We start from the raw sequence: 26512 nt of genomic DNA, 5'->3' as shown, positions 1-26512 counted from the left end.
GGATGAACATCGTTCGAGTGGGGAAGGGCCTGCGGCTGTTGAGCCTCGCCGCCAGCCTTGGCGCGGTGGCTGCGCATGCGGCCGATCCCGCGGATGCGGACGCGCGCAAGGCGCAGGCAGAACGCGAAGCGCGCGCCGCGATTTCGCGTGCCGAAGCGGCGAAGGGCAGCGAGAAGCAGGACAGCGCACGCCGCGCTGCCGAAGTTGCCGCGAGGCAAAAGGCGGAAGCGGCGGCGCGGGCCAAGTCCGCCCACCCGGATGAAACACCGCGCGAAATCACGCTCACGCTCGATACGCCATTCGCGGCGGATGCCAACCAGCTGAGCGACAACGCGCGACAGGCGCTGATGCAGCTGGCGAAACTCGCGCAAAGCCGTCGGCTGGTGGGGCCGATCAGGATCGAAGGGCACGCCAACGAATCCGGCACCGACGAGTACCGGCTCGGCATAGCCGGGCACCGTGCCGATCTGGTGCGCGACTTCCTCGTTGCGCAAGGAGTGGCAGCGGCGCAGATCGAAACGATCGCGTCACCGGTGCGCAGCTGGGCGCCCGCCGAGGCGTGCGACGCCGAAACGCCGGCCGTGCCAGCGGACGCGCAGTGCGACAACCCCGGTTCTTCCGTCGTCACGGTGATCCACATGTTGGAGTTCAGCACCCCATGACGCGCGACACCGGCAAGCGTTCGGCGCGTCCTGCGCCCTTGCGGCGGGGCGTGCTGGTGCTCGGCGCGTTGAGCGTGCTGGCCTGTGGCCCGGCATCGGCGGCCAAGCCCGAATGCGCGAAAGAGGCGGCCACCGCGGCGGCGGGCCGTACCGGCGTGCTCGCGCTGTACGACAAGGGCTGCTACGACGAAGCGCTGCAGCGCGCGACCACACTGCTCGAAGCTGCCGCGGATCGCGACGCCAGAACGCAGGCGCTGCTGCTGAACGACGCCGCGGTGGCGAGCGAGAAGCTGGGGCGCTACGCCGAGGCCGATGCCTTCTACCAGCGCGCGGTCGGGCTGTTGCAAGGCGGGCCGGATGCCGCACTGGCCGGTACGATCGCCGGCAACCGTGCCGTGCTGCAATATCGCATCGGCGAATATGAGGCGGCGCTGAAGGCCTACGGCGACGCGATCCGCATCCTCGAAACCGCGCCGGGTGCCGACCCGTCCGCGCTGAGCGCAGCGCTCAGCGGGCTTGGCCTCGTCGAGCAGACGCTGGGCCGCCACGAGGATGCCGCGCTGCATCTGAAGCGCGCCTTGGCGATCGACGAGAAACTGCACGGTGCGGTGCACGCCGATGTGGCGACGGACCTGTCGAACCTCGGTGACCTCTACCGGGTGCTGGGCGACTTCGATCGGGCCTTGCCCACCTACCAGCGTGCCTACGACATCCGCAGCAAGGTATTGCCACCCGATCACGCTGATACCGCCAACAGCCTCAGCAAGCTGGCCTATGCGTACGAGAACCTGGGCCAGAACGATCTCGCGCTGAAGCGCTATCGCGACGCGCTGGCGATGCGCGAGCGGGTGCTGCCACCGGGCCACCCCTTCATCGCCAGTGCGCAGAGCAGTATCGGCGACATCCTGCGTCGCACCGGTCAGCTCGACGCCGCCCGGCCCTGGTACGAGCAGGCGCTGGCGATCCGCCGTGCCGCCTTGCCGGCTGGCCATGCCGACATCGCCGACACCTTGCACAACCTCGGCTGGCTGCTGCAGTTGCAGGGCGACGGCAGAGCCGCTGAGCAGCACTACCGCGAAGCGCTTGCGATTCGCGAACAGGCGCTGGGCGCTGGTCATGCCCGTACCGCCGACACGATGGCACGCCTCGCGAGCGTGCTCGCAGCGCGGGGCGAAGCGGCCGAGGCGCTGTCGCTTGCGCAACGCGCGTTCGCCATCGCGCGTGCGGCTGGTGTGCCGCAGATCGAATTCCAGACCGGCGCCTTGCTCGCTGCACGCTACCGCGCCGCGGGGCGTACCGAGCAGGCGGTGTTCATCGGCAAGCAGGCGGTCAACGCGATGCAGCGCATCCGCGGCCAATCACGCACGCTGGACCCGACCTTGCAGCGCAGCCTGATGCAGGAGAACGGTGCCACCTATCGCGAACTGGCGGCGTGGCTGGTCGACCTCGGCCGGCTCGCCGAAGCCGAACAGGTGCTCACGATGCTCAAGGAAGTCGAACTCGCCGATCTGGTGCAGCGCTCGGATGTGCAGCGCACCCAGGCGGACTTCGTTGGCGCAGAGAAGGCGGCGGCGCAGCAGGGCGATGCACTCGTCGCGAGCGGCGTGGCAGAGGCCACGGAACTGGCGGCGTTGCAACGGCGCCAGCGCACCGGCGAGAAGCTGGGTGACACCGAGCTTGTGCGGCTGCAGGCGCTGAAGCTGCGGCAAGTGCAGTGGCAGGTCGAATTCGAGCAGTGGGTCAACGGCCTCAAGCTCGCACCCGCGGCGGCTGAACGCGAGGAGATCCTGCATCGCGGCAGCGATCTGCAAACACTGGTGCGGCGCGACCCGGGGGCTGTGGGGCTGTCCTACATCGTCGGTGAGCAGCGTCTGGCGATCGTGCTGGCCACCGGGCGCGGCAGCTTCGGGCGCGAGGTGGCGATCAGCCGCGTCGAGCTCAACCGGCGCATCGCCGCGCTGCGGCAGGCGATCGAGGCGCGCGCCGATGTGCTGCCGGCCGCGCAGGCGCTGCATCAGGTGCTGATTGCCCCTGTGGCGGCCGAGCTGGCGCAGGCCAGGGCGACCACGCTGGTGCTGGCGCTCACCGAATCGCTGCGCTACCTGCCATTCGCCGCGCTGCATGACGGCAAGCAGTTCCTCATCGAACGCTTCGGACTTGCCCACTGGCTGCAGGCTGGCGGCGTGCCGGCAAGCGGGCCGCTCACCGATTGGCAGGTCGCAGGGCTGGGCGCAGCCCGCGGCGCCGCCGGCTTCAAGCCCCTGCCGGCGGTACCAAGCGAGTTGGCGCGCATCGTTCGCGATGCCAAAAACCCGGACGGCACCCTTCCGGGCGAGGTGAAGCTCGATGCCGACTTCGACCGCGATGGCCTGGAAGATGCGCTGTCCGGCCGCTACAACGTGGTGCACATCGCCAGCCACTTCGACTTCCGCCCGGGGGATTCGAACAACTCGGTGCTGTTGCTGGGCGATGGACACACGATCAGCCTGCGCGAACTCGCGGCGATGGATTACCTGAGCCTGCAACTGCTCACCCTATCCGCCTGCAACACCGCGAATGGCGGTGGCACCAACGAGAACGGTGCCGAGGTCGAAGGGCTTGCCGCCGCCGTGCGCCGGCAGGGCGCGCGCAGCGTGCTCGCGAGCCTCTGGCCTGTGGCCGACGCAAGCACCGCCGCGCTGATGCAGCAGTTCTACGCCGGACACGCAGCAGGGCGCGCGAACGCGCTGCGCACGGCACAGCTCGGCCTGCTGCGCGGTGCAGCGAATGCCGCAGCCGACGATTCAGCGCGCGGCGCCTCCGTCGCAGGGGCTGCGGCGCCCAAGGCCGCAGCGGCCGACCCCGCGCGCCCGTGGGCGCATCCGTACTTCTGGGCGCCTTTCGTTTTGAGCGGAGACTGGCTGTGAGCGCACGAAGAGAAAGTGCTTCGCTGCTACGCGGGTTAACCGCTTGCGCGTTGCTGATGACGCCCGCGCTGGTTCTGGCTGCTGAATACAACGCAGCCAGCTGGCGGGCGGCCAACGTTGTGGTGACGGAATCGGCCGCCGACGCTTCGGGCTGGCAAGTGCTCGATTGCCATGGTGGCGAATGCGAGGGCGTGCTCGCCGCGATCCGCAAACGCATGCCCCCCGACATGCAGCGCGACGAGGGCGGCCGATTGGCGGTGCGCGCCGAGGCCTGGCACACCGAACAGCTCAGCCACTTCGGCCCCTTCCGCGCCGATGAGCCAATTGGTGGCGAGCCGCCGACACCGGGTACGCCCTGGCTCGATGCCCGTTACAGCGCGGTCGACTGTGACTGGACGGCGATCGACGGATCTCATCACCTCAGCATCGCCGGCGGCGGGCTCGCCCACTACACCGGTCCGGACCGGCGCGAACGCCGGCTCAGCTTACGGCGAGTGAACGCCTGCGAACGTTGCCGTGCGCACTACCTGCGCCTTGCCTGGAGCGACCCCGGCGACGCGGATCGTGGGGCTTTGTTCGTGAATTGGTCCGACCTTGAATTCATCCGCGGTGGCGAGGGCCGCATGGGTGGCTTTGCCGCCTGGTCCGGCCAGAACAACGCGCTGATGGAATGTGTGCTGCGGCCAGCGCAGCCATAGCGCCAGCGCAAGCGAGCTGCGCTGATCAGCCGCGCAGATGCGGCTGCACAATCCCGGCGAGCCAGTTCATGAACACCTGCAAACGCTGCGAGACATGGCGGCGGTTGCCATAGAGGATGGAGACCTGCATCGGCGCGGCGCGGAACTGCGGCAGCACTTCCACCAGCGCGCCGGTGTCGAGCAGCGGTTTCACGCCCGGTTCCGGCACCTGGATCAGGCCGAAACCAGCAAGACAGGCGGCCTGGTAGGCATCGGAATTGTTCACCGTCAGCGCGCCCTGCATCGCGACGAAGCTTGGGGTGTCGTCATCCTGCGCGGTGGTGTATTCGAAACCCGCCGGCTTGCCGCCAAGTGACGATGCGTAGTGCACCAGCCGATGGCGGGCGAGGTCGTCGAGCGACTGTGGCACGCCGGCGGCCGCGAGGTAGGCGGGGCTGGCGCAGTTGATCATGCGGTAGCGGCCGAGCGGCCGCGCCACCAGGCTTGAATCACCAAGCGGCCCCACGCGCAGCACGCAATCAAAGCCCTCGCGTACCAGATCGACGCGGCGGTCGGTGCTGCTCAACTCGATCTGCAGGCCCGGATGCGCCTGCATGAAGGCCGGCAACTGCGGCATCACGATTGCGCGTGCGATGCCCATTGGCATATCCACACGCAAGCGGCCCTGCAATTGCGTCGCCCCCTGCCGGAACATGCCTTGCAGCTCTTCGATGTCGCTCAGCAGATCGCGACTGCGCTCGTAGAAGGTCTGCCCGTCGGGCGTCATCTGCACGCGTCGGGTCGTGCGGTGGAGCAGGCGGGTGCCCAGCTCCGCTTCGAGCCGCTGCACCGCCGTTGAAATGCTCGCCTTGGGCAAGCCGAGGCTCTGCGCGGCCTGCGTGAAGCTGGCCATCTCGGCCACTCGCAGAAAGATCCGCAATGCGTCCAGTTGATCCATCGGGCTGCGCTGATTGTTCTTCAATATTGAACAGTTTAATCGTGGATGGCTGATTTATCCGGAAGGTCGCAATCAATAAGATCTCTCCATCGCGCCACATGCCGGCGCGCCCTGACCTGAAGGAGATCCACCATGACCCGCAAAATCGCACTCATCACCGGCGGCAGCCGCGGCCTTGGCCGCAACGCCGCAGTCAAACTCGCTGCGCGTGGCGTCGACGTGATCCTCACTTTTCGCACGCAGCAGGCGGAAGCCGACGCAGTGGTCGCGGAGATTGAAGCCTTGGGCGGCCGCGCAGTCGCGCTGCCGCTGGATGTGGCTGACAGCGCATCCTTCGCCGCTTTCGCGGCCGAAGTGCGCCGCCAACTGCAAACGCGGTGGCAGCGCGAGCGCTTCGACTACCTCTTCAACAACGCCGGCGCTGGCGCCCATGCGGTCTTTGCCGACACCAGCGAAGCGCAGTTCGACCAGATGATGGCCATCCACCTCAAGGGCGTGTTCTTCCTGACTCAGGCGCTGCTACCGCTGATCGCCGACGGCGGCCGCATCCTTAACGTTTCCAGCGGCCTCGCGCGTTTCGCGCTGCCGGGCTATGCCGCCTACGCGGCGATGAAGGGCGCCGTCGAGGTGCTTACGCGCTACCTGGCAAAGGAACTCGGCCCGCGCGGCATCGCGGTGAACGTACTTGCCCCCGGCGCGATCGAAACGGACTTCGGCGGCGGCGCGGTACGCGACAACGCCCAGCTCAACGCCTTCGTCGCCTCGCAAACCGCGCTCGGCCGCGTCGGCCAGGCCGACGACATCGGCGACCTCGTCGCTGCGCTGTTTTCGGACGACGCCCGCTGGGTCAACGCACAGCGCATCGAAGCCTCGGGCGGCATGTTCCTGTAGATCGATTGGTCTCCGCCTGGGCTTGCGTGCTCTTGCGCCGGGCGGCTTCATCGTCGCTCAGAACCGCTCGACGGCTCCTCAGCGACGCGAATGCCCAAACTGGATGGAGAGCCTTTCAATCCATGCCGCGAGGGATGAGGGATCGCTTCAGTCGCTGACGTACATGATGTTTAGTCCAACGGATTAGACTATCGGCACTTACATCGGTGGCGGCTAATGTGCATTGGATATTCTTGAGGGGCCCTCGAATCGTTGCAATTTCGATTTTGGCGGGGCTGATCATTGGTGCGTCAGGCTTTTCCTTGTCGTTGTCAGTTTGTCTCGCGAGCGGCTTTGCGGTCTCGTGGAGTGCGTTCCTGGCGCATAAATTGGTTTGCCGACGATATCCAGACGAGCTTGAGAAGACTAACCAAACAGAAATTTCGAAACGCGAGTTCTCTACGGCGCCGCTTAGCGTGAGGTTCGTTCTCGCACACGTGACCTTAGCCGCGGCAACGGTACTGTTTATGCTCTTCTCAATTGTCGGCGACCTCGTTCGCAAGGCGGTCGGGCTGTGACAGGCCGGTAGGTTGGGCGGGGCTTGAGAAGCCCAAGCGTCCGTAGCTGACTTTCGATTGCAGTGTGGCGTGGTGCTGGTCTTCCCGCTGACATCAGGCCCGCCCCGGCGGGCGGGTTCCTTTCTTGTGCTGACAGGAAAGGAACCAAAGAAGCGGCCCCTGCTTCAACCCTCCACGGCAGGCTTTGCTCGGCCGGCCGGCTCCGGCGGCGCTAAGAATGCTTTGCGCAACCTCGCCTGCGCCCCTTTACTGCGCGAAGCATCGGGTGTTTGCGTAACTCGCCCTCGTTGTCGCTCGGAGCTCAGACAGTGCTCGCAACCGTCGCGCTGCGCGCGTCTGAACCCTATACCTCTGCACTGCCATGCGTTTCAGTGGGGGAGGGAAGAATGTCGGAGTTTCGTAGCTGGATGCTGGCCTAACGCCGGAATCCGGGAGATGCGGTTGTGCTTCTAGATAAACCCCACCACGGATTTTTCGGCGCTCCGTCCGGGCTATGAACTGGCCGTTGGTCGGACTTCGGGCGAATCGGTTGACGGGGCCTTCAGCCCGCGATTTGCTTCTGGCTCCAGGCCTCCGCAGCCAGGTAGGGCGGGTCCGCCGCAGGCGTACCCGCGCGGAGAAAACGGCTGCAAATTCGCGAGCCGTGAAAATGCGGGTTACGCCTTTGGCTAACCCGCACTACGCTTTAACGGTCATTTTTTCGGAGCCAGCGCGATGGCGCGGTACCGGCGTGCAAACGTGGCGGGTGGGTCGTACTTCTTCACGGTGGTGACGGAGCGGCGGCAGGCGATTCTGACCGACGCCGCGATACGCGAGGCGCTGCGAGCGGCAATTGAAACGGTGCGGGGCAAAGCGCCCCTTCCGGATCGATGGTTGGGTGTTGTTGCCGGACCACCTGCATGCGATCTGGACGCTGCCGGAGGGCGATGCTGACTTTTCAACCCGTTGACGCCTGATCAAATCGTACGTCATCCGTGCCCGCGGCGGCGCGTACTTCCGCTCCGAGTGGCTCACCGATCGCCGTGCCCAAAAGGCCTGCGGGACACTCTGGCAACACCGCTACTGGGAACATCTGTTGCGCGACGAGGCGGATCGTCGTCACCACCTGGAATACCTGCACTGGAACCCGGTCAAACACAGACTGGTAAAGCAGGTTGCCGACTGGCCCTGGTCGTCGTTTCACCGCCATGTGGCGCTGGGCAACTATCCACTGGATTGGGGTTTGGCTGTACCCCTGTAGCCCCACGTTCAACGGCGAGGCGCGCCCGGTGTCGAAGCCCGGGGCCACGTCATTCCACAAGGCAATCCAGCGCCGCCCAAACGCGGCGTAGCCCAGCGCCGGGCGGCTCCGCTACCATGCGCGCTGCTCAACATTCGACCCCCATGCCATGAGCTTTACGCTGACTGTCTGGGCCCAGCCCGAAGATCTGCCCCTGCCCACCGATGTGATGCAGGCGCAAGCCCAGTTCGACGCGGTGCAGGCGGCGCCCGGCGCCCAGCCCGAACCTCGCTTCCTGGCGCTTGCGCGCGCGCTGGATGCCCGCTTTCCGAACACCGAAGACGGTGACTGCGACATGTACGACCACGGGCTGGAGATCCTCGAAAAGCACCCGGATAACGATCGCTACTACAACATCGGCCTGTGGGCGCGCGACGATAGCTTTGAGGTGGCCTTCAACCACCTTGTGGTGCAGGCCAACGACCTTGGCCTGCATGTGATGGATGGCCAGAACGGCGCGGTGTATCTGGCCAACGGCGAGGTGCTGGCCATTGGCGCCCACACGCGCACTGCGCGGCTGGACGATGCGCTCTCGCGCAAGGATTGGGCGGCCGCGTGGGCCGAGTGCCGGCGCCTTGTGCCGCGCGGTGAGGCCGAGGCCTCGCTGGTGTGGGGCCTGATGGTCACGCAGGGCCGCATGACGCCGGCACACCCCGCGCTGGGGGCTGCGCTGGCGCAGTTCAGCGGTATCGACCCGCCAAGGATCGGCGCGTCGACTGGTGCCTGAAGAAGGTGCCGCCGCCCCTCGCGGCAGAACAGGCGCGCCTGCGGGCGGGCCTGCGCGTGGCGGCGGATGTGGTCGCCTATGTTGACGCCGAATTGCAGCGTGCGCCGGCACCTGCGGCGGGGGGCGGTGGCGCTGTGCCAGCGACGCCGCCCGATGCCGCCACCGCTGCCGCGGCGACCGCGATGGGCATCGACCCCGCGCTGGTGGCACGGGCCGAGGCGGGCAGCGCGCAGGCGCAATGCAAGCTGGCGATCGATTTCCTGCACGCGAAGGAAGCGGCGGTGCCGGGCTCGGGCAAGCTCGCGCTGCTGTGGCTCGAACGATCCGCCGCTCAGGGGCAAAGCCTGGCGCAGGCGCTGCTGGGTGAAGGCCTGCTGCGCGGCTGGCGTGGCTTTCCGATCGACATGGAGCGAGGCATCGCCTTGCTGGAAGCCGCAGCGGCCGCGGACGATGTCGATGGTCTCAACTACCTCGCCCAGTTCCTCTACGAAAAGAGCGTGCGCCGTCCGCCCGGCGCCGACAGGATCGAAAAGCGCAGCGACCCGACCAGCCTGCGCTACCAGGCCCGCGTGCCGGAACTGCTGATGCGTGCAGCCGCGCTGGGCAGCCCGCGTGCACTGTTCTGGCTTGCCGTGCGCCTGTACGACGAGATCGGTACGCCGCGCGACGACATCGCCGCCAAGGCGGTGATGCAACTCGCCCGCACCCGCGCAGCCAAGCTCTGCGTCGAAGAACCGGAGGCGCTGGCGCTGCTCACGCCCACGCCGGCCGAGTCCGCCGAAGTGCTGGCGCTGGCGCGCGAACTGGGCGCCGACATCAAGCACCTCCCCGCGCTGCTCAAGGCCCGCCACGCCGCGCGCACCCCGCCACCAGCGCCGGCCGTTGCGTCGCGGGCGACGTCGATGCCCGCGTCGGCGGCACAGTCCGAATCGGATCTTGCGGATGAGTCTGACGATGCACCCCGCCGCGCCTTTCACGGTGGCCATGTCGCGCTTGTGATCGGCGCGCTGAGCCTTGCCGTGCTGTTGACGGCAGCACCATCAGTAGGGCGCGGCGGCCTCAAGGTGCTCATGCTCTTGGTCAGCTTTATCGGCGCCTGGGGCGTCTGGCGCAGCACCGCAGACCTTGACTGGGGCGAAGCCAAACGCGCCTTCCTCGCCGTGCTCGCGCTGATCCCCGGCGTCGGCTTCATTGTCTGCGTGGCCGTGCTGTTGCGGGTGGTGAGGGGGGGCGTGACGGGATGATTCGTGAGCTGATCGGCTATCTGATCATCGCTGCCACGCTGGCGCTGTGGTGGCAAATCACGCGTTCGCCGTGGCGAAGCAATGGCCGAGATGCCATAGGTCAGGGGTGGCGCAGCAAAGCGTTTCGCGCTTGGCTGGCGATGGAAGTGGCGACCAGTGCCGGTTTGTTCTTCACCGTTGGGGCTGCCACGCGAACCTATTTCTTCAACCCGCTCCCTCGCGATGAAGAACTGATCGCGCATTTCAAGGCCCACCGCGCGGAGTTCGAATTCCTCGTACGGACCTACTACTCCGCACCGGAGCCACGGCCGGGGCAGCACCGTGTGTTGTGGGACGAAACCGCAAAAGTTCAGAACGTGAAAAAGGCTCTGAGCGTTGATTGGATTGGCCCCCATGGAGCATTTTGGCCTCGTGATCCTTATGCCCCTGATGCCGTTGAGCGAATTCGTGCCATTGATGTCGCAACGCCAGAAGGACGATTTGCCAGGCGCCAACAAGAGAGTCTGAAGGTCGTCTTCTTCGTGGATCGAACGGAGGCGTTGGCCCTTCGATTCCCCGGCGACGCGATGATCTGGAAAGCGCTATTTCACACGCCGGTCCCGGTCCGCGTCACCGACGGCTACCTCGAGTACCCGCCTGAGCCAGGCAAAAGGACCCCGAATTTTTCGGCAATTCCAGAGCAAGTGCTGGATAGCCTGAACGGCTACCCGTCCGGATGGAAAAAGGGCGAATGCCTCTACCGACAAATCGATCCGCAGTGGTTTCTGATGATGTGCCGGGCGTCGTGATCGCGGACTGCGCCGGTCATAACGAACTTTCGCAGACTGCCGACCGGTTGAGTTGGGAGTTACGCCTTTGCACACCGTTACTAGGAGCAGTCGCCGGGGCGGGGGAGCAGCCCGGTAGGGCGGGTCCGCCGCCGGCGTACCCGCACCGCGCAAAAACCTGCCAAAATGTGACCCGGCAAATTTCGGGTTACGCCTCTGGCTAACCCGCACTACGCTGGCCGAGCAGGCGAGCAATTAGGCTTCATTGCATTCAAGCCAAGCGACGGGCTGCGGTGCTTTCAGCCAAACGGGCCTTCAGCCAGCGAGGTGCTTGAGGGACCAAGCCATCGCCGCTTCGCGTGTTTCGAAGATCTCAAAGGGCATCACACCAGCGTAGATGCCTCGCCATATCGGCGCCGAGATCGCGGCACCCTTCACATCGGGTGCGATGACATAGGCGGTGCAGATGCGGCCTTGTGCGGCAAATGCATGAACCCCCTGACGAATCGCCTCCAGCGCATCCCGCGGGCACATGGCTTCGCCGTGGATCTCGATAATCGCCGCCCATGCGCCGTGTGCCGCAAGTTCACAGGCCTTCGACGTTGCGCGTTCGCGGTAGTGTTCGATCAGTTCGAGATTCCAGGGGCCTTCGATCTCGGAATAGAGAATCTGGCCTTGGTGATGCATGGCGATGGAGCCATGTATTCGAAAGCCCTTCATACGGTCGATTTGCCTTTCGTTGGATTGTTGATTCCGGCCCATTCTGCTTCCGTGGCGGCTCGTGTCAATGCGTGCTGGAATCAGGTTCGTGACGCGCCATCGGTATCCAGACGCACTGATCTTCGTAACGCTCGGTCGATCGTGCGAGGCTGTTTGGGCCTCAGTGCTCGGCGCTCAGGCGCTCCGCCGGCACCAGATGCGCCAGCACGAAGGCCACCGATGTCGGCAGTGCCGAGTACCAGCGGAAGGTCGGCGCGAACCAGGGGTCGTTTTCCGGCAGCATGAAATGGCGCAGGGTTTCGCGGGTCATCACGGCGGCGAAGGCAGTCTGGCCCCGGACTGGATCGGAGACGCAGCTCAGTCGCCCGGAGCGATGCAGGGCCTCCAGATCAAGGCGGCCGATGCAGATCGGCACGAGCGTGTAGTGCATGCCGTTCATGTCCAGCGCCAGCAGCCGCACTTCCATCTCGCCCGCGGTGTGGAAATCGCTGCGCGTGCCGGCGATGCGGCGGGCAAACTCGTGTTTCATGGCAATCGCGTCGTCGACCGCGCGCAGCGACGAGCTACCCACGCGCAGGCTGCGGCCAACTGCGCGCGCAGCCAGATCGGCACGCAGTTTTGCCAGCGTCTTGTCGTCCCACTGCAGGTAACGCCATGCCGCGGCCAGCGCTTGCGCCCGCATCGTCTGGCGGAATGCATAGACGGCGCAAGCGACCAGGGCGATGGCAAGGGTCAGCAAGGCCAGCGGAAAGCCGAGGTCGTTCATCGGGGCGGGAGGCGGCGGAAAGGCGCCACTATAGCGCTCGATGTCTGCGAAGCCCGGTGCGCGTTGGTTTGCGTGATCTTGAGTGGAGCTGGGTGGGGCGGCTCGCGATGCCGCGGGGCAGTCGAATGAAAGACGCGGCCGCTACTGATCTGCGCACTGACATCGTCCGCTGCGCTGCGTCTTATCAGCATTCCGTCACTGCCAGGGGATGCCAGGCCATGTTCCGCAACGATGTTCGCCGCATTTCAATACCGCTACTGCTCGCTGCGATGCCGGCGTATGCCGACAACTTCGACTACTGCTACGACGCGAAGCGTGGGCTGGACGAGGCCTGCTATGCGCGCAAGGAATACGAGACCCGCCGCTACCGCGCCGAGGCCGACCGGCTGGAACGGCGCGAAGCCCGGCGTCGTGCGTACGACTACACGCCGCCGGCCTGCAACACCTGGTACTGGGATCCGGTGACGTGGCAGAACCGCTGTGCCTGGGTGCCGGTACCGATTCCACCGCGGCCGGTGTATGTGTTGCCGGGTATGCCCTGAGCGGTGTGTGCTTGGCTCAGCGCGTGCCGGCGAGCGCCAGGGGCACGCCGTACTGCACGAAGGCGGCCCAGATGCGTGGGTCGCGGTTGCGTTCGCCGTGGATGCCGGCGGCGAACTCACGCTTGGTGGCGTTGAGTGCAGCGACCAAGTCCAGCCCCGCGCGCGCGTGTTTCATGAAAGTCGGCATGAACAGCGCGGCGCCTGCGTCGTCCACCGGCCATAGCGACATCACGGTGTTCGTGTTGCCAGCCAGCATGAAGGCGTAGGGCAGGCCCATCACGCCTTCGCCGGACTGGCTGCGGCCGAGCCCGGTATCGCAGGCGGAGAGCAGCACCAAATCGGACTTCAGGCGCAGCGTGGTGATGTCACTGTCGAGCAGGTAGGCCTGCTGCATGCCTTGCCGGGTGGAGAGCACCAGCGCGCTGCGCTGGTTGTCGGCAAAGCCGTGGGTGGCGAAGTGCAGTACGCGGAAATCGCGGATCTCGCCCTTCGTGTCCATGCGGAGGAAGCGCGCGCGCGACGCGTCGCCGCCGCGCAGCGCTTGGGATGTGGCGAACAGCGGTGCCAGCGCATCGGCCTCGCGCCGGGTGCCGGGCAGCGGGTTCCAGTGCAGCGCGGCCATCCAGCTCGGCAGGGCGGCTTCATCAGTGACCGGGCGCGCGTAGTCGGGGTCGGCCACCGACAGCAGCGCCGGCTGGGCGGCGCGCGATTGCGCGGCACGGCGGCTCAGCTCCGCATGCACGGCGAGCGATTGCACATAGGCCACGTCGATCATGTCCAGCACCTGCCGATCGCCTGCCCACAGGGTTTCGAAGGGCAGGAAGGCGAGTGGGCCGTCGGGGCTGATCGTCAGGCGTTTCGCGCCAGCCCAATTGGCCTGCAGCGGCGCGAGCAGCAGCGCATACAGCGCCTCGCCGATTTCCTTGATCGACTGTACGCGCACGCCGCCTTGCGGCGCGACCGCTTGCGCCGTGTAGCTGCCGTCTGCCATGCGCCACACCGGCACCCCCTTCAGGCGCAGGCTGTCGCCGGTATCGGGCAAGGCGTCGGTGCGACGTGCGCCGCGGCTCGTGGCACTGCCCGCCATCAGCAGCTCGCGATACAGCGCAAGGCTCGCTTCCTGGGCGGCGCTGAGCGGGATGTAGCGGCTTTGCACGTTGTGCGTGGCCGGGCTGTTCGCGGCGTCCGCCTTGATCGATGCGAGGCTCGCGACGTAGCCGCCGGGGACTTGCAGCCAGCTCAGGTAGGCCTCGTCGGCGCCGAGTGATTCAGTTTCGGTTTTCAGGAATGCGTTTTGCGAGGCGGTGTCGAGCGTGTTGAGCGCGCCGATACCGAGCGAGCCGAGCCAGGCCTTTTCCTTGTCGTCGCCGTAGAGCTTGCGCGTCGCGAGTGTTTCGAGGCGGCGCAGATTGGCCAGCGACACCAGCTGCTCACACCACGGCGCGGCTTGCCGCAGCACGGTGTAACGCCAGTCGGCCTGCGCCGGTTGGCCGAGCGACGCGAGGGTGTTGCGGCACTGTTGCGCCTGCGCAAGCTGCGCAGCGTGGTCGGCATCGGCCTGCGCGTCATGCACATCGGCGAGCTGGCGTGCGAGGCTTTCCAGCCGCAGGCGGCGCAGCAAGGTCTGGGCGCGCAGGCCTTCCACCTGAGAGATCGGCAGCGCGATGCCCAGTTCGGTGGATACGCGGGCGACGGTACGGTGCAGGGCATCGAAGCGGTTGTAGTTGGCCTGCGTGGTGACGGAGGCCTGGCGATCGACGCCGGCAGCGACCAGCAGGCGTTGCTGCAAGGCGCTGAGCAGCGTGAAGCCCTGCAACTTGAGCGGGGGCGTGCGGATCAGCGTCATCGCGGCCGCCCAGGCCATCTGCAGATCCGCTTCCAGCATCGTGTGTTCCGGCTGATCGAAGCGCTGCTGCTGTGCCTTGCCCACGGCGGCGATCTTCGCGACATCCTTGCCGGTGAGTGTGAGCAGTTGGCGCAACTGATCGAGGCGGTAGCGCAGGCACTGGCCGGTCGCTTCACAGCTTGCGATGCCGAGCGTCAGTGTCTGGCGCAGCGCGGCAAGCGTGGCGTCGTCCGGCGCGGGCGCTTGCAGCGTGTCGCTGGCGTAATCGAACAGTGCTTGCGTATAGGGGCAGCCGTCGGCGACCAGTGCGCGCAGGCGCTTGTTGGTGTCAGTCGCGTTGCCGCTCTCGACATGCTGATGGGCGATATCGACGCGCAGTTGTTCGCTGCGGGCAGGGCAGCTCGTTTGTGCGGGCTGCGCGGCGATCATCGCGTCCCATGCGCGGGCGGCCTCGCCATCATTCAGTCGCCATGACAAGCGCGCCATGTAGCTCGCGGCGACCAGCGGGAAGGGCGCGTCTGGCGTCGTCAGCGCCGTGAAGATCGCCGAGAGCCAGCCGTCGCGGGCGCCGTCCAGTTGCGAGGTGGCTTCGAAGTGGCGTGCCGACATCCACGCCGGCAGTTCCGGCAGCTCCGCCAGCGTGGACGCCGAAGGCCGCTCGCCCCGGCTCTTCAGCCAGGCGAGGTATTGCGTGCGCTGGCCCTGATAGCGGTTGTAGTAGTGCACAAAGGGCGCGTCGCGCCCGAGCTGGGCCCACAGCGCCGCGGCATGGTGCGCGCGTTGCGACAGCCCGCAAACCGCGAAGGCCGCATCGGGCGGACTCTGCATGCACAGATCCGAAATCGCGCTCTGCGTTGAGGCGCCGACCGGCGAATAGGCCGCATCGCCGGCTTCGCGCAGCGCACGGTCCATCGCCCTGATCTGCGCGGCGAGCAGCGGGCCGCAGGTGTCACGCTGGGCGGCGCAGGCTTCCTCAAAGGCGTGCGCCTTTTCGCTCCAGTAGCGCGGTGTCAGCTCGTTCTTGCCATTGGCTTCCAGCCAGCGCATCGAATGCGCGTCTGGTAGCACGGTTTCGTAATCGACCAGCGCATCGCGCAGCAGCCGCGGCAATTCACCCTGGGCTTGCGTGGCCGGCGCGAGCGGAATGTGCGGCAAGGCGTCGGCGGCGATTGCGGCCTGGGCCAGCGCAAGTGCGCAGGCTCCGAGGGCTTGGAGCAGATGACGTCGTTTCATTGCGGTGGGCCAGAGCGTGACGGGGGCGAGTATGCCCGCTGCGCGCGCGGTGTGGCGCGGGTTCAGTCGCGCCCGCAGAGCGCGCGGCGCCAGCGCCGGATTACCGCGCGCGCCCCAGTAAGGTGTCGCCAGTCCGGCACCTCGCCAATGGCGAGCAGTTGCCTGGCCTCGGCTTTGTCGAGCCAGGCCAGCTCTAGCGTGTACGGGGCGGAATACTGGATCGCCTCGCCGAATTTCTCGATCGTGCGGAAGGCGCGGCAGGGGTAGCTCGCGCGGCGGCGCCCCTGCGCGATGAAGTGCAGGAACTCGGCGCCGAAATGCGCGTCGGCGCGGGCGTCGAGCGCGTCGATGACAACTCGGGTATCGAGTTGGGTTGGTTCGCGCAACACCCCCGTGGCGATGCAGGCAGATTGTTGCGTGACACGGAACACGATGCGGCCACTGGCGAGCGCGGCGCGCCAGTCTTCTGACTTGAAGCGGGGTATCGGCATTGCAGGTCCATCGCAGAGTGAGTTAAGCGATGGGACGAAGTGCGCGGCGCGGTGTCAGGCCGAGCCCGGTGTTCAGGTGTCCGAAACCGTGGCGCGGGCCTTCTCTCCCGCGGCGAGGATCAGGCGTATCAGTACGAAGGCATTGGCGAGCGCGCCGAAACTGGTGATGGCCAATTGCGTGGCGCTGCGCAGGTGGCCGCCACCGAGGCCCAGCCCGCTAAGCGTGAGGTGGCCGAATGCCAGCATCCAGGCAGCGCACAGCAGCATCACGAGCCACCCGCGGGCGCGCGGATCGGCGAGCGTGACGGGGGCGAGAAAGAGGCCGATCTGCGTTGCCAGTGCGAAGGCGCCGACAAGCGCAATCTGCAGCGCGCTGAGCGGATCTTTTTCGACCGCAGCGCCGAACTTCAGCACGATGAAGGCAACCGCTGCGGCAAGGATCAGGCCGCTCGTAACGGCGAATACGGTGAAGGGGCGGGGCATGGCAGCGCGTGCGGGGGGATGACGACCGCATTGTGCCCGATGTGCGGTTTCGCCTTCGACCGCGCGGGAGGGCGTGTTCCGCACTTCTTCTTGCCGAGTGTGAAATCCGGCCGCGCTTGCCGCTTACGCAAAGGCGAACGGGCCTGATCTTTTGGCGCGAAAATGCGTCCAACCGGATAGAGGCCGCCGCGACGGCCGTGACCCGGACAGGAAGGCGACACCATGTTCAAACTCTTCGATGTACTCAAGCGCAGCATCGGCGGCGCGCCGCAGGCGCACCCCCCGCAGGCCCCGGCCGCGGTGATGCCTGCCGCACCGTGGAATACCGAGAGCGACTTCATCCATGAGGATCAGTTCGAGCTTGGCACGCTGATCGCGCTGTTCCGCCGCGTGATGCTCAGCTTCGAAATCGACGGCGATTCGCTGGTGGTCGAGACCGAATCCGCGCATGTGCGGGTGATGATCGATACCGATCGCAAGATCCTGGTGATGCGCACGCTGTATCGCTTCCGCGAAGCCAGCGAGCACGAGGCGCGCCTGCGGCTGGCCAACCGCCTCAACGCCTCGCTGATCCTGGTGCGTTTCTCGGTGGTGGATGACGACATGCTGTACGCCGACTACTGCCTGCTTTATCAGCGCGGCTTGCCGGCCTTCCACATCGTCAACAGCCTGCGCCGCTTCGCACTGGTTGCTCGCAACGGCCTGCGCGAGTGCGACAGCGAAGACCTGATCGCCTGAGGCTTACTGCGCCGGCGCCGGGCGCACCACCGGCTTGAAGCGGAAGAAGCGGCCCACCTCGCTGCGCCGTGGTTCCAGCCAGGTGCGCTGTTCGGCCGGGCCCTTATCGGCGATCACTTCCACCAGGTCCGCGACGACCGAATCGCCGTCGGCGTAGTAGGAGTGCCCCAACAAGTCGGTCGCGACGTCGCTCGCGTCAATCGAGTCCATCCCAGGCATCAGCACCAGCGGATCGGCCGCGCCCAGCCGGGCGGCCTGGTGCACCGCCTTCGATGCCTTCAAGGCGATGTCGTTGGACGAGGCGTACAGCGTCAGGCGATTGTCGGGCTGTACCAGGGCGGGCGCGATCTGCGTGCGGAATACCTCGGCATCGATGTCCGGTGCCATCAGCATGATCTGGCGGAAGCGCGAGCGAAGATCCGGCCGTTCGGTGAACAGATCGGCCAGGGCGCCAGCAGTGGCGCGGGTGCCCATGCTGTGCGCCAGCACATAGATCGTCTCTGCATCCAGGCGCTCGGCGAGGTCGCTGAAGAAGTCGCGCATCAGCGGCTGGCTCTTCGCGACCGAACGCTCATCCTCGCCATAGCCGAGCAGCGAGTTCTGCGACGGCCAGCTGTAGAACAGCGGCACGCCCTGGAAGCCGATGTCGTAGCTGATCTGCGCGGTGCGGCGCGCGGCGTCTTCAAAACCGGTGTTGTAGCCATGTACGAACACCAGCGCGTGGCGCGAGCCGGCTTCGTCGATTTCGCCTGCGATGGCGTCGAGGAAGCGCTTGCGATCCATCGGCTTCACCGACAGCAGCATCACATGCTTCTCGGGGTCCTGGCGGAATTCGAGCAGCCACGGGTTGGGGCCTTCCAGCTCGCCCATGCGGTGGTCGCGCGGGATGCTGACCTCGGCGCTGCCGTAGCTGACTGTGTCGGAGTACGTGGTGCTGAAGGCCTGTGCCGGCGTGCTGCCGTCGCCCGGCGCACGGTTGGTGCCGAAGTGCACCAGCACACGCTTGTAGTTGGGTTCCTTGCCACGCATCACCTGCGTGTCGTCAGGTGTCGGCGGCTGGACCTGGGTGGTTTCGCATGCCGCCAGCAAGGTGAGGCCGGCAAGGGCGAGTGTCTGGAGCAGGGTGCGAGCGTAGGTCTGCGGCATCGGGCTTCAGTGAGTGTCGAGATCAGGGGAAGCGGGGGGCGCTCAGCCGCCCGCTACGTCTTTCAAACCGGTTGCGATCGAGGCTAGCGTGGTGCCGGCCGCCATCGCGGCGGCCATCAGTTTCTGCAGCGCCTCGACCTGGCCGTGCAGGCGCTCCGGGTTCAGGGTGCGGCTGTTGATCATGCCGGCCGCCTTGATCAGCATTGCGTGCTGGCGCAGCTCGCTGCGCTGGAGCGTACCGCGCTGCCGGCCGATGATCATGCCGGTGGCAAAGCTCATCGTGATGCTGGTGGCGTATTGCAGGAACTCCTGCCATTCGCGCCAGTTGGCGGGCAGCACCGGGGTATGGTCGATCATCGCGACCACCGCGCTCATCAGCAGTACCGCCAGCAGGGCCATCGCCGCGCCGCCAGCCAGCACTGGCCCGAAGCGGCGGTTGCTGCCGCGCAGCGCGAAGTAACCGAATGGCAGCGGAATGAACAGCGAGGCCACGCGCAGCCACAGCGTCGGCAGGTCGAACCAGATGGTGATTGTGAAGTGCGCGGCCAGCAGCAGCACCAGGGGGGCGATCCACGGCCACCAGCCGCTCGCGGCCTCGGCGGCGGCGTCCCCGGGCGCTTCGGTAACGGGCGTCAGCGCATCGAGGCGCAGCTTCTGCTCGGCGACTTCCGCTTCCAGCGCGCCGATGCGTTCCAGCAGCGGCTTGAACAGGTAAAGGTCGCGGGTGCAGTGCGGGCAGGCTAGCGCGGCGTCGTCGATCTCGCTGACGCAGTACGGGCACTTCATTTCGCGATGTCCAGCTTCAGCAGGGTTTCGGTTTCACGGCCCTCGTTGTCCGACACGCGCAGGCGGATCGGGTGCAGGCCGGGCGGCATGCGCACGTCGGCCAGTTCGATGCCGTCGGCGCTGAGTCCGGCGCGCGCGCGCGGCAGCAGGTCCACCGGCGGCGTGCTGAGGTAGGTCATTTCCACGGTTTTCGGGTCGATCTTCGCACCGCCGCGGGCCTTGAACGCGATCTTCAGCTTCAGCGGTGTCTCCAGCGCCTTGGCATCGGGTGCCGGCGAGACTTGCGTGACGCTCGGGCCGCGCGTGATGCCGCGCATGGTCGGGATCTCGGCGGCCGGGCGCGCAGCCTCTTCGGCAGTGATGAGATCCAGCGCGCGGGCCTCGGCGGTGGCGAGGACTGCGGCGGTGATGAGCAGGTAGCGCAGGGCGTGGCGTCGGGTCGGGGCGGTCGTCATGTCGGGTTCCTGTTCTTTTCGGCCGGGGCTGGCGCTTGGACGAAGCCGAGAATGTAACGTAAGGGTGGCGTGCGCGGCAGCGGCACTCGCATGGCGGGAATGTGAAGGATTGATTCGCCGGTGCGGGTAAAATCGCGGGATGACTTCCGCCGCACCCGCCCCGCATCAACCCGCCTTTGTTCACCTGCGCATGCATACCGAGTTCTCGATCGAGGACGGTATCGTGCGGATCGACGACGCCATCAAGGCCGCCGCGGCCGATGGCATGCCGGCGCTCGGCATTTCGGACCTCGCCAACCTGTTCGGCATGGTCAAGCACTACAAGGGCTGCCGCGGAGCAGGCCTCAAGCCGGTGGCGGCTGTGGATGCCTGGATCACCAACGACGCGGACCGCGAAAAACCCTTCCGCGTGATGCTGATCTGCAAGCACCGCGCCGGCTACGGCCAGTTGTGCGAGTTGGTGACCAAGTCCTTTCTCGACAACCAGCACCGCGGCCGCGCCGAGATGCGCAAGGAATGGTTCGAGAACGGCGCCGCGTCGGGCCTGATCTGCCTTTCCGGCGCAATGCTGGGTGATGTGGGGGCCGCGATTGCCGCCGGCAACATCGAGTCGGCCCGACGCCTGCTGGGCGACTGGTCGCGGCTGTTTCCCGACAGTTTCTATGTCGAGGTGCAGCGCGCCGGCCACCCCGGCACCGAAAGCTACATCCGTCAGGTGCTGGCGTTTGCCGCCGAGCTGGACTTGCCGGTGGTCGCAACGCACCCGATCCAGTTCCTCAAGCGCGAAGACTTCAAGGCCCACGAGGCGCGGGTGTGCATTGCACAGGGCTATGTGCTGGCCGATACCCGCCGGCCGAAGAACTTCACTGAGGAACAGTATTTCAAGACCCAGGCCGAGATGGCCGAGCTCTTCGCGGACATGCCCGAGGCGCTTGAAAACTCGGTAGAGATTGCGCGCCGCTGTTCGCTGACGATTACGCTGGGCAAGAACTTCCTGCCGCAATTCCCCACGCCCGAGGGCATGACGCTCGACGACTTCCTCGTCGCGGAAGCCAAGAAGGGCCTGGAAGACCGCCTGCGCGAGCTTTACCCGAAGGAAGAAGATCGCGAACGCGAACGCCCGCGCTACGAGGCGCGGCTCAAGTTCGAGACCGACACCATCATCCAGATGGGTTTCCCAGGCTACTTCCTGATCGTTGCGGACTTCATCCAGTGGGGCAAGAACAACGGTGTCCCGGTGGGGCCGGGGCGGGGTTCCGGTGCCGGTTCGCTGGTCGCCTACTCGCTGAAGATCACCGACATCGACCCGACGGCCTACGCGCTGCTGTTCGAGCGCTTCCTGAACCCCGAGCGGGTGTCGATGCCTGACTTTGACATCGACTTCTGCCAGGACAACCGCTACCGCGTGATCGAGTATGTACGCGAGCGCTATGGCAAGGAGGCCGTGAGCCAGATCGCCACCTTCGGCACCATGGCCTCGAAGGCGGTGGTACGCGACGTCGGCCGCGTGCTCGATCTGCCGTACGGCTTGTGCGACCGGCTGTCGAAGGCAATTCCGGTGGTGCAGAACAAGCCGGTGTCGCTGGAAGAGGCGCTGGAGCAGGAACCCTCGATCCGCGAGATGATGGACGACCCGGGCGACGGGGAATCCATCCGCGAGCTGTGGGAACTGGCGCTGCCGCTTGAAGGCATGACGCGCGGCGTCGGCATGCACGCCGGCGGTGTGCTGATCGCGCCGGGCAAGCTCACCGACTTCTGCCCGCTCTACATTGCCGACGGTGAAGACGCCACGCCGGTGTCTCAGTACGACAAGGACGACGTGGAGCAGGTCGGCCTGGTGAAGTTTGACTTCCTTGGCCTGCGCAACCTCACCATCATCAAGCTCGCGCTCGAATACGTCGAGCGCCTGACCGGCGAGAAGGTCGACCTGATGTCGCTGGGTTTCACCGACCCGGCGGCCTACCAGATCCTGAAAGACGCGAACACCACCGCGATCTTCCAGGTGGAATCGGACGGCATGAAGAAGCTTCTGAAGAAGCTCGGGCCCGACCGTTTCGAAGACATCATCGCTGTGCTCGCGCTCTACCGCCCGGGCCCGCTCGGCTCCGGCATGGTGGACGACTTCATCCTGCGGAAAAAAGGCCAGCAGGCGATCGATTATTACCACCCGGCCCTTGAAGGCTGTCTGTCGCCGACCTATGGCGTGATCGTGTATCAGGAACAGGTGATGCAGATCTCGCAGATCATCGGGGGATACACCCTTGGTGGTGCGGACATGCTGCGCCGGGCAATGGGCAAGAAGAAGCCCGAGGAAATGGCCAAGCACCGCGAGACGATCGCAGAAGGTGCGAAGAAACAGGGCTACGACCCGGAACTGGCCGAGCGCCTGTTCGACCTGATGACCAAGTTCGCGGAGTACGGCTTCAACAAGTCGCACACCGCCGCGTATGCCGTCGTCACCTATCACACCGCATGGCTCAAGGCGCACCACTGCGCGGCCTTCATGGCCGCCACCATGTCGGCGGATATGGACAACACCGACACGGTGAAGATCTTCTTCGAAGACACCGTGGCTAACGGCATCAAGGTGCTGCCGCCGGACGTGAATGCCTCGAACTACCGTTTCGAGCCGACCGACGCGAAGACCATCCGCTACGGCCTGGGCGGTGTGAAGGGCGTCGGCGAGCCTGCGGTGAACGCGATCCTCGCGGCGCGCAAGGAAGGCGGTCCGTTCAAGGATCTGTTCGACTTCTGCAAGCGGGTGGACCGCCGCGCGGTGAACCGCCGCGTTGTCGAAGCGCTGATCCGCGCCGGTGCTTTCGATACCTCCGACACACATCGCGCGCGCCTGATCGCATCGGTCGGCATCGCGATGGAAGCGGCTGAGCAGGCGGCGGCGAACGCAGCGCAGGTGGGCCTGTTCGACGCGCCCGAACATGCGGAATCACAGGCGATCCAGTACGTCGAAGCGCGCCCGTGGAAGGAGCGTGAGCAGTTGATGGAGGAGAAGACCGCGATCGGCTTCTTCCTCTCCGGTCACCCCTACAACGCCTTTAAGGCCGAGGTGGCCCGCTTCATCCGCAAACCGCTCGCACGGCTGGAGCCGCAGAAGGAGCCGCAGGTATTTGCCGGTGTGGTGTCCGGCCAGCGCATCAAGATCGGCAACCGCGGCAAGATGTGCTTCGTGCAGCTGGATGACGGCACCGCGCAGCTTGAAGTGTCGGTGTTTGCTGAGGTGCTGGAGGCCAACAAGGGCCGCATCGTGCAGGACGAAGTGCTGATCGTCGAAGCCAAGGTCAGCCACGACGACTTCACCGGCGGCCTGCGCATCATCGCTGACAAGCTGATGACGCTGGGGGAGGCGCGCGCGCGCTTCGCCCGCACGCTGAAGCTGTCGATCAACGGCGAGGTGGCGAGCAGCGGCGGCCCACGCGCTGCCGCCGAACGCCTGGAAACGCTGCTCGCGCAGTATCGTGCGCAAGGCGAGGGCGTCAGCGGTTGCCCGATCCGGCTGCGCTATCGCAATGCCGCCGCCGAAGCGGACCTGCCTTTCGGGCAGGGCTGGAGGGTGCGGCTCGAAGAGCCTTTGCTGGAAAACCTGCGCGACTGGCTGAGCCCGGAGTCGGTCGAGATCATCTACAACTGAGCGCGGCGCTCCCGTTTCCCCTCGCTGCGTAGCCGCCGAGAGCAGGATTACGTTGCGCATTTGGCGCCGCGCCGCTTGCCGCGCTTGCGCAACCTGTTTGAACTGCATTAGCGTGTGCCGCCGTGATGCCCGCGCGAGCTCCCCCTGCGCGGGCACATCGATCTGGCTTCGCGCCGCGACAGCCCTGCATGACCCATCCGTCTGACCCGGAGTAGGGCTTCGCAGCATGGGGCCCATTCCGCTTGCGTGAATGAGGACTCTCCATGCCACAGCAGTCTGCTGCCTTCATCGCTGCGCCGCTCGGCGCATCTCGTTCGCTTTCGTGCTCTGTACTCACCAGAGCGATGCTGTGCACGCTGCTGCTCGCGCTGGGGGCCTGCGGCAAAGGCAATCCGGCGCAGCAGGACGCAGCTGCGCCGGAAGTGACCGTGCAGCCGGTGGTGCTGCAGGACGTACCGATCGTGCCGGAATTCGTCGGCCAGACTGAAAGCTCGCGCCAGGTCGAGATTCGTGCGCGGGTCAGTGGCTTCCTCGAAAAACGCGAATACCGAGAGGGGTCGATGGTCAAGGAAGGGCAACCGCTCTTCCAGCTCGATCGCAAGCCCTTCGAGGCCCAGCTGCAGGTGGCGAAGGCCCAGTTGGCGCAGGAGGAGGCACGGCTGGTGACGGCCGAGGCCAACCGGAAGCGCATCGAGCCGCTGGCCGAGAAGAACGCGGTGAGCCAGAAGGATCGCGACGACGCGATCGGCAACTACCGCGCTGCAGCGGCTGGCGTGGAGGCGGCCAAGGCGAGCGTGATCACCGCCGAACTGAATCTCTCCTACACCTCGATCCGCTCGCCGGTCAGCGGGCTGGCGAGTTTTGCCAAGGTGGCCGAGGGCACCTACCTCGATCCGCAGAACAGCTTGCTGACCTATGTGGCGGCGCTGTCGCCGATGCGGGTGAACTTCAGCATCTCCGAGAACCAGCAGCTGAATTTCAGCGACATGGTGAAGAAGGGCGTGGTGCGCGCGCCGAAAGAGGGCGACTTCCGCGTCGAGGTGGTGCTGGCCGATGGTTCGCGCTTCGAGGAAACCGGGCGGCTCACCTTCACCGATGCGTCCTTCAGTCAGGAGACGGGCACTTTCCTGGCGCGCGCCGAGTTGCCGAACGCGAAGGGCACGCTGCGGCCGGGGCAGTTCGTGCGGGTGCGCCTACATGGCGCGTATCGGCTCAACGGCATCATCGTGCCGCAACGCGCGGTGCTGCAAACGGCGCAGGGGAATCTTGCCTTCGTCGTCGATGCAGCGGGCAAGGCGCAGGTGCGGCCGCTGCAGCTCGCGTCCATGCAGGGCGAAAACTGGGTGGTGTCGGCTGGCCTGAAGGCCGGCGACAAGCTCGTCGTCGATGGCGGCATGAAGCTGCGCCCGGATGCGCCGGTGAAGGTCGTGAAGACGCTCGAACCCTACAAGGCAGAGGCCGACGCGGTGTTGATGCCGCAAGCCGAACAGTCTGCGGCGGCGAAGTAAGGGAGCACAACGATGATCTCCCACCTTTGCATCCGGCGGCCGATTCTCGCCACGGTGCTTTCGATCGTGCTGACGATCGCGGGCCTCGCGGCGATGTTTGCATTGCCGATCGCGCAGTACCCCGATATCTCGCCGGTTCAGGTCACCATTTCCACCGCCTACCCGGGCGCCGACGCGAAGACGATCGAAGACTCGGTGGCCGCGCCGCTGGAAGCCCAGATCAACGGTGTCGACAACATGATGTACATGCAGTCGACCAGCTCGGCGGCGGGGCAGTACTCGCTGACCGTGTTCTTTAAGGTCGGCACCGACCCCGACATCGCGCAGGTGCAGGTGCAGAACCGCATCAGCCTCGCGATGACGCAGCTGCCAGATATCGTGCAGAAGGCCGGTGTCAGCGTCGCGAAGCGCTCCAACAGCTTCCTGATGCTGCTGGGCCTTTACTCGCCGGATGGGCGTTTCGACGACAAGTACATCGCCAACTACGCCAACGTGTATGTGCTTGATGCGATCAAGCGGGTGCCGGGTGCGAACCAGGCTTCGATCATGGGCGTGCCGGATCTGGCGATGCGCATCTGGCTCAAGCCCGATCGCATGGCGGCGCTCGGCATCACGCCGACCGACATCCAGCGCGCGGTGTCGGCGCAGAACCAGCAGTTCGGCATCGGTCGCGTCGGCGCGTCGCCGACCGACAGGCCGGTGGAGCTGACCTTCCCGGTGGTCGCGGGTGGGCGCTTCTCCGACCCCAGCGAGTTCGAGCGCATCATCCTGCGCACCGATGCCAAGGGCGCGGCGATCGTGCGCCTAGGCGACGTTGGCCGTGCCGAGGTGGGCCAGAAGGACTACCTCGTTCGCGCCACGATGAACGGCAAACCGACCACGCTGATCGCCGTTTATCAGCAGGCCGGTTCCAACGCGCTGCAGGTTGCCAAGGATGTGCGCGCGATGATGGCGCAGATGAATAAGACCTTCCCGGAAGGGATGGACTACCTCGTCTCGCTCGATACCACCACCTTCGTGCAGGATTCGATCAACGAAGTGGTGCACACGCTCTTCGAGGCGGTGGTGCTCGTGGTGCTGGTGGTCTACCTGTTCCTGCAGAACCTGCGCGCCACGATCATCCCGACGCTGGCGGTGGTGGTGTCGCTGGTCGGCACCTTCATCGGCATGACGCTGCTCGGCTTCTCGATCAACATGCTGACGTTGTTCGGGCTGGTGCTGGCGATCGGCATCGTGGTGGACGACGCGATCGTGGTGATCGAGAACGTCGAGCGAAACATGCACGAGTTCAAGCTCTCGCCGCGCGACGCCGCGTTCAAGGCGATGGACGAGGTCACCGGCCCCGTCATCGCGATCGTGCTGGTGCTCTCGGCGGTGTTCATTCCGGTGGCCTTCATCAGCGGCCCCACCGGCCAGCTCTACAAGCAGTTCGCGATCACCATCGTGATCTCTGTGGCGCTGTCAGGCTTCGTGGCGCTGACGCT

General features: G+C 66.1%; 21 protein-coding genes. 12 read left to right on the top strand and 9 right to left on the bottom strand.

Features of this window, described 5'->3' with window-relative positions; translation table 11 throughout:
- Positions 1-2 precede the first annotated feature (2 nt).
- Genes ACE3P0_RS13765 through ACE3P0_RS13755 form a run of 3 tightly spaced genes read left to right on the top strand, consistent with a single transcriptional unit; the run spans position 3 to position 4266 of the window.
- Entirely contained in the window at positions 3-662 is a 660-nt protein-coding gene (locus tag ACE3P0_RS13765) for an OmpA family protein (RefSeq protein ID WP_374403248.1), read from the top strand.
- Positions 659-3568, top strand: a complete 2910-nt coding sequence (locus ACE3P0_RS13760) for a tetratricopeptide repeat protein (RefSeq protein WP_374403247.1) — start codon at positions 659-661, stop codon at positions 3566-3568. Before ACE3P0_RS13765 ends, ACE3P0_RS13760 begins: the two co-directional genes overlap by 4 nt.
- A gap of 56 nt (positions 3569-3624) precedes the next feature.
- Positions 3625-4266: a hypothetical protein gene (locus ACE3P0_RS13755; protein ID WP_374403246.1), complete on the top strand. Its 642-nt coding sequence runs from the start codon at positions 3625-3627 to the stop codon at positions 4264-4266.
- 25 nt (positions 4267-4291) lie between these two features.
- Here the strand turns inward: ACE3P0_RS13755 and ACE3P0_RS13750 are convergent, their stop codons facing one another.
- Positions 4292-5203: a LysR family transcriptional regulator gene (locus tag ACE3P0_RS13750; protein ID WP_374403245.1), complete on the bottom strand. Its 912-nt coding sequence runs from the start codon at positions 5201-5203 to the stop codon at positions 4292-4294.
- 132 nt (positions 5204-5335) lie between these two features.
- On the opposite strand from ACE3P0_RS13750, the gene ACE3P0_RS13745 reads away from it, so the two are divergent.
- The 4 genes from ACE3P0_RS13745 to ACE3P0_RS13730 all read left to right on the top strand — a co-directional run bounded on the left by ACE3P0_RS13745 (position 5336) and on the right by ACE3P0_RS13730 (position 10689).
- On the top strand, positions 5336-6094 hold the full coding sequence (locus tag ACE3P0_RS13745) for an SDR family NAD(P)-dependent oxidoreductase (RefSeq protein WP_374403244.1): 759 nt from the start codon (positions 5336-5338) through the stop codon (positions 6092-6094).
- 1945 nt (positions 6095-8039) lie between these two features.
- On the top strand, positions 8040-8657 hold the full coding sequence (locus ACE3P0_RS13740) for a hypothetical protein (RefSeq protein ID WP_374403242.1): 618 nt from the start codon (positions 8040-8042) through the stop codon (positions 8655-8657).
- 5 nt (positions 8658-8662) lie between these two features.
- Complete coding sequence (locus tag ACE3P0_RS13735; RefSeq protein WP_374403241.1) at positions 8663-9901, top strand: tetratricopeptide repeat protein; 1239 nt, start codon at positions 8663-8665, stop codon at positions 9899-9901.
- Entirely contained in the window at positions 9898-10689 is a 792-nt protein-coding gene (locus ACE3P0_RS13730; protein WP_374403240.1) for a hypothetical protein, read from the top strand. Before ACE3P0_RS13735 ends, ACE3P0_RS13730 begins: the two co-directional genes overlap by 4 nt.
- A gap of 294 nt (positions 10690-10983) precedes the next feature.
- Here ACE3P0_RS13730 and ACE3P0_RS13725 read toward each other — a convergent pair whose 3' ends face one another.
- On the bottom strand, positions 10984-11430 hold the full coding sequence (locus tag ACE3P0_RS13725) for a hypothetical protein (RefSeq protein ID WP_374403239.1): 447 nt from the start codon (positions 11428-11430) through the stop codon (positions 10984-10986).
- Between the two features lie 118 nt (positions 11431-11548).
- A complete protein-coding gene (locus tag ACE3P0_RS13720; protein WP_374403238.1) occupies positions 11549-12154 on the bottom strand; it encodes a hypothetical protein in 606 nt (201 codons plus the stop codon).
- A 218-nt stretch (positions 12155-12372) separates the two neighbouring features.
- On the opposite strand from ACE3P0_RS13720, the gene ACE3P0_RS13715 reads away from it, so the two are divergent.
- Positions 12373-12696 carry a hypothetical protein gene (locus tag ACE3P0_RS13715; RefSeq protein WP_374403237.1) on the top strand — a complete coding sequence of 108 codons (324 nt, stop codon included), beginning with the start codon at positions 12373-12375 and terminating at the stop codon, positions 12694-12696.
- A 16-nt stretch (positions 12697-12712) separates the two neighbouring features.
- On the opposite strand, the gene ACE3P0_RS13710 is transcribed toward ACE3P0_RS13715, so the two are convergent.
- The 3 genes from ACE3P0_RS13710 to ACE3P0_RS13700 form a co-directional block, all read right to left on the bottom strand.
- Entirely contained in the window at positions 12713-15775 is a 3063-nt protein-coding gene (locus ACE3P0_RS13710; RefSeq protein ID WP_374403236.1) for a CHAT domain-containing protein, read from the bottom strand.
- A gap of 62 nt (positions 15776-15837) precedes the next feature.
- Positions 15838-16266 (bottom strand): hypothetical protein, encoded by a 429-nt coding sequence (locus ACE3P0_RS13705; RefSeq protein ID WP_374403235.1) that lies wholly within the window; start codon positions 16264-16266, stop codon positions 15838-15840.
- 72 nt (positions 16267-16338) lie between these two features.
- On the bottom strand, positions 16339-16749 hold the full coding sequence (locus tag ACE3P0_RS13700; RefSeq protein ID WP_374403234.1) for a hypothetical protein: 411 nt from the start codon (positions 16747-16749) through the stop codon (positions 16339-16341).
- 222 nt (positions 16750-16971) lie between these two features.
- On the opposite strand from ACE3P0_RS13700, the gene ACE3P0_RS13695 reads away from it, so the two are divergent.
- On the top strand, positions 16972-17487 hold the full coding sequence (locus ACE3P0_RS13695) for a YbjN domain-containing protein (RefSeq protein WP_374403233.1): 516 nt from the start codon (positions 16972-16974) through the stop codon (positions 17485-17487).
- 3 nt (positions 17488-17490) lie between these two features.
- Here the strand turns inward: ACE3P0_RS13695 and ACE3P0_RS13690 are convergent, their stop codons facing one another.
- Genes ACE3P0_RS13690 through ACE3P0_RS13680 form a run of 3 tightly spaced genes read right to left on the bottom strand, consistent with a single transcriptional unit; the run spans position 17491 to position 19874 of the window.
- Positions 17491-18633 carry an alpha/beta hydrolase gene (locus tag ACE3P0_RS13690; RefSeq protein WP_374403232.1) on the bottom strand — a complete coding sequence of 381 codons (1143 nt, stop codon included), beginning with the start codon at positions 18631-18633 and terminating at the stop codon, positions 17491-17493.
- Positions 18634-18675: 42 nt separating this feature from the next.
- Positions 18676-19419, bottom strand: a complete 744-nt coding sequence (locus tag ACE3P0_RS13685) for a hypothetical protein (RefSeq protein ID WP_374403231.1) — start codon at positions 19417-19419, stop codon at positions 18676-18678.
- Positions 19416-19874, bottom strand: coding sequence for a hypothetical protein (locus ACE3P0_RS13680; protein ID WP_374403230.1), 459 nt, complete (start codon positions 19872-19874; stop codon positions 19416-19418). The genes ACE3P0_RS13685 and ACE3P0_RS13680 overlap by 4 nt, the downstream gene beginning before the upstream one ends.
- A 139-nt stretch (positions 19875-20013) precedes the next feature.
- Between ACE3P0_RS13680 and dnaE the strand changes: the two genes are divergently transcribed.
- The 3 genes from dnaE to ACE3P0_RS13665 all read left to right on the top strand — a co-directional run.
- A complete protein-coding gene (gene dnaE, locus ACE3P0_RS13675; protein WP_374403229.1) occupies positions 20014-23520 on the top strand; it encodes a DNA polymerase III subunit alpha in 3507 nt (1168 codons plus the stop codon).
- Positions 23521-23864: 344 nt separating this feature from the next.
- Positions 23865-25028, top strand: coding sequence for an efflux RND transporter periplasmic adaptor subunit (locus ACE3P0_RS13670; protein ID WP_374403227.1), 1164 nt, complete (start codon positions 23865-23867; stop codon positions 25026-25028).
- A 12-nt stretch (positions 25029-25040) separates the two neighbouring features.
- Positions 25041-26512, top strand: a 1472-nt coding sequence (locus tag ACE3P0_RS13665; RefSeq protein WP_374403226.1) for an efflux RND transporter permease subunit, incomplete at its 3' end; no start/stop codon positions are given.

The organism is Niveibacterium sp., assembly GCF_041909475.1.
In the GTDB taxonomy this organism is placed as follows: Bacteria; Pseudomonadota; Gammaproteobacteria; order Burkholderiales; family Rhodocyclaceae; genus Niveibacterium.
Note: the sequence above shows the minus strand (reverse complement) of the source record. Positions and strands in the feature narration are given on the sequence as shown.

Bases quoted from the DNA above. Each gene is read 5' to 3' on its own strand.
- ACE3P0_RS13765 (WP_374403248.1), top strand. From the start codon at position 3: ATGAACATCGTTCGAGTGGGGAAGGGCCTGCGGCTGTTGAGCCTCGCC.
- ACE3P0_RS13760 (WP_374403247.1), top strand. From the start codon at position 659: ATGACGCGCGACACCGGCAAGCGTTCGGCGCGTCCTGCGCCCTTGCGG.
- ACE3P0_RS13755 (WP_374403246.1), top strand. From the start codon at position 3,625: ATGACGCCCGCGCTGGTTCTGGCTGCTGAATACAACGCAGCCAGCTGG.
- ACE3P0_RS13750 (WP_374403245.1), bottom strand. From the start codon at position 5,203: ATGGATCAACTGGACGCATTGCGGATCTTTCTGCGAGTGGCCGAGATG.
- ACE3P0_RS13745 (WP_374403244.1), top strand. From the start codon at position 5,336: ATGACCCGCAAAATCGCACTCATCACCGGCGGCAGCCGCGGCCTTGGC.
- ACE3P0_RS13740 (WP_374403242.1), top strand. From the start codon at position 8,040: ATGAGCTTTACGCTGACTGTCTGGGCCCAGCCCGAAGATCTGCCCCTG.
- ACE3P0_RS13730 (WP_374403240.1), top strand. From the start codon at position 9,898: ATGATTCGTGAGCTGATCGGCTATCTGATCATCGCTGCCACGCTGGCG.
- ACE3P0_RS13725 (WP_374403239.1), bottom strand. From the start codon at position 11,430: ATGGGCCGGAATCAACAATCCAACGAAAGGCAAATCGACCGTATGAAG.
- ACE3P0_RS13720 (WP_374403238.1), bottom strand. From the start codon at position 12,154: ATGAACGACCTCGGCTTTCCGCTGGCCTTGCTGACCCTTGCCATCGCC.
- ACE3P0_RS13715 (WP_374403237.1), top strand. From the start codon at position 12,373: ATGTTCCGCAACGATGTTCGCCGCATTTCAATACCGCTACTGCTCGCT.
- ACE3P0_RS13710 (WP_374403236.1), bottom strand. From the start codon at position 15,775: ATGAAACGACGTCATCTGCTCCAAGCCCTCGGAGCCTGCGCACTTGCG.
- ACE3P0_RS13705 (WP_374403235.1), bottom strand. From the start codon at position 16,266: ATGCCGATACCCCGCTTCAAGTCAGAAGACTGGCGCGCCGCGCTCGCC.
- ACE3P0_RS13700 (WP_374403234.1), bottom strand. From the start codon at position 16,749: ATGCCCCGCCCCTTCACCGTATTCGCCGTTACGAGCGGCCTGATCCTT.
- ACE3P0_RS13695 (WP_374403233.1), top strand. From the start codon at position 16,972: ATGTTCAAACTCTTCGATGTACTCAAGCGCAGCATCGGCGGCGCGCCG.
- ACE3P0_RS13690 (WP_374403232.1), bottom strand. From the start codon at position 18,633: ATGCCGCAGACCTACGCTCGCACCCTGCTCCAGACACTCGCCCTTGCC.
- ACE3P0_RS13685 (WP_374403231.1), bottom strand. From the start codon at position 19,419: ATGAAGTGCCCGTACTGCGTCAGCGAGATCGACGACGCCGCGCTAGCC.
- ACE3P0_RS13680 (WP_374403230.1), bottom strand. From the start codon at position 19,874: ATGACGACCGCCCCGACCCGACGCCACGCCCTGCGCTACCTGCTCATC.
- dnaE (WP_374403229.1), top strand. From the start codon at position 20,014: ATGACTTCCGCCGCACCCGCCCCGCATCAACCCGCCTTTGTTCACCTG.
- ACE3P0_RS13670 (WP_374403227.1), top strand. From the start codon at position 23,865: ATGCTGTGCACGCTGCTGCTCGCGCTGGGGGCCTGCGGCAAAGGCAAT.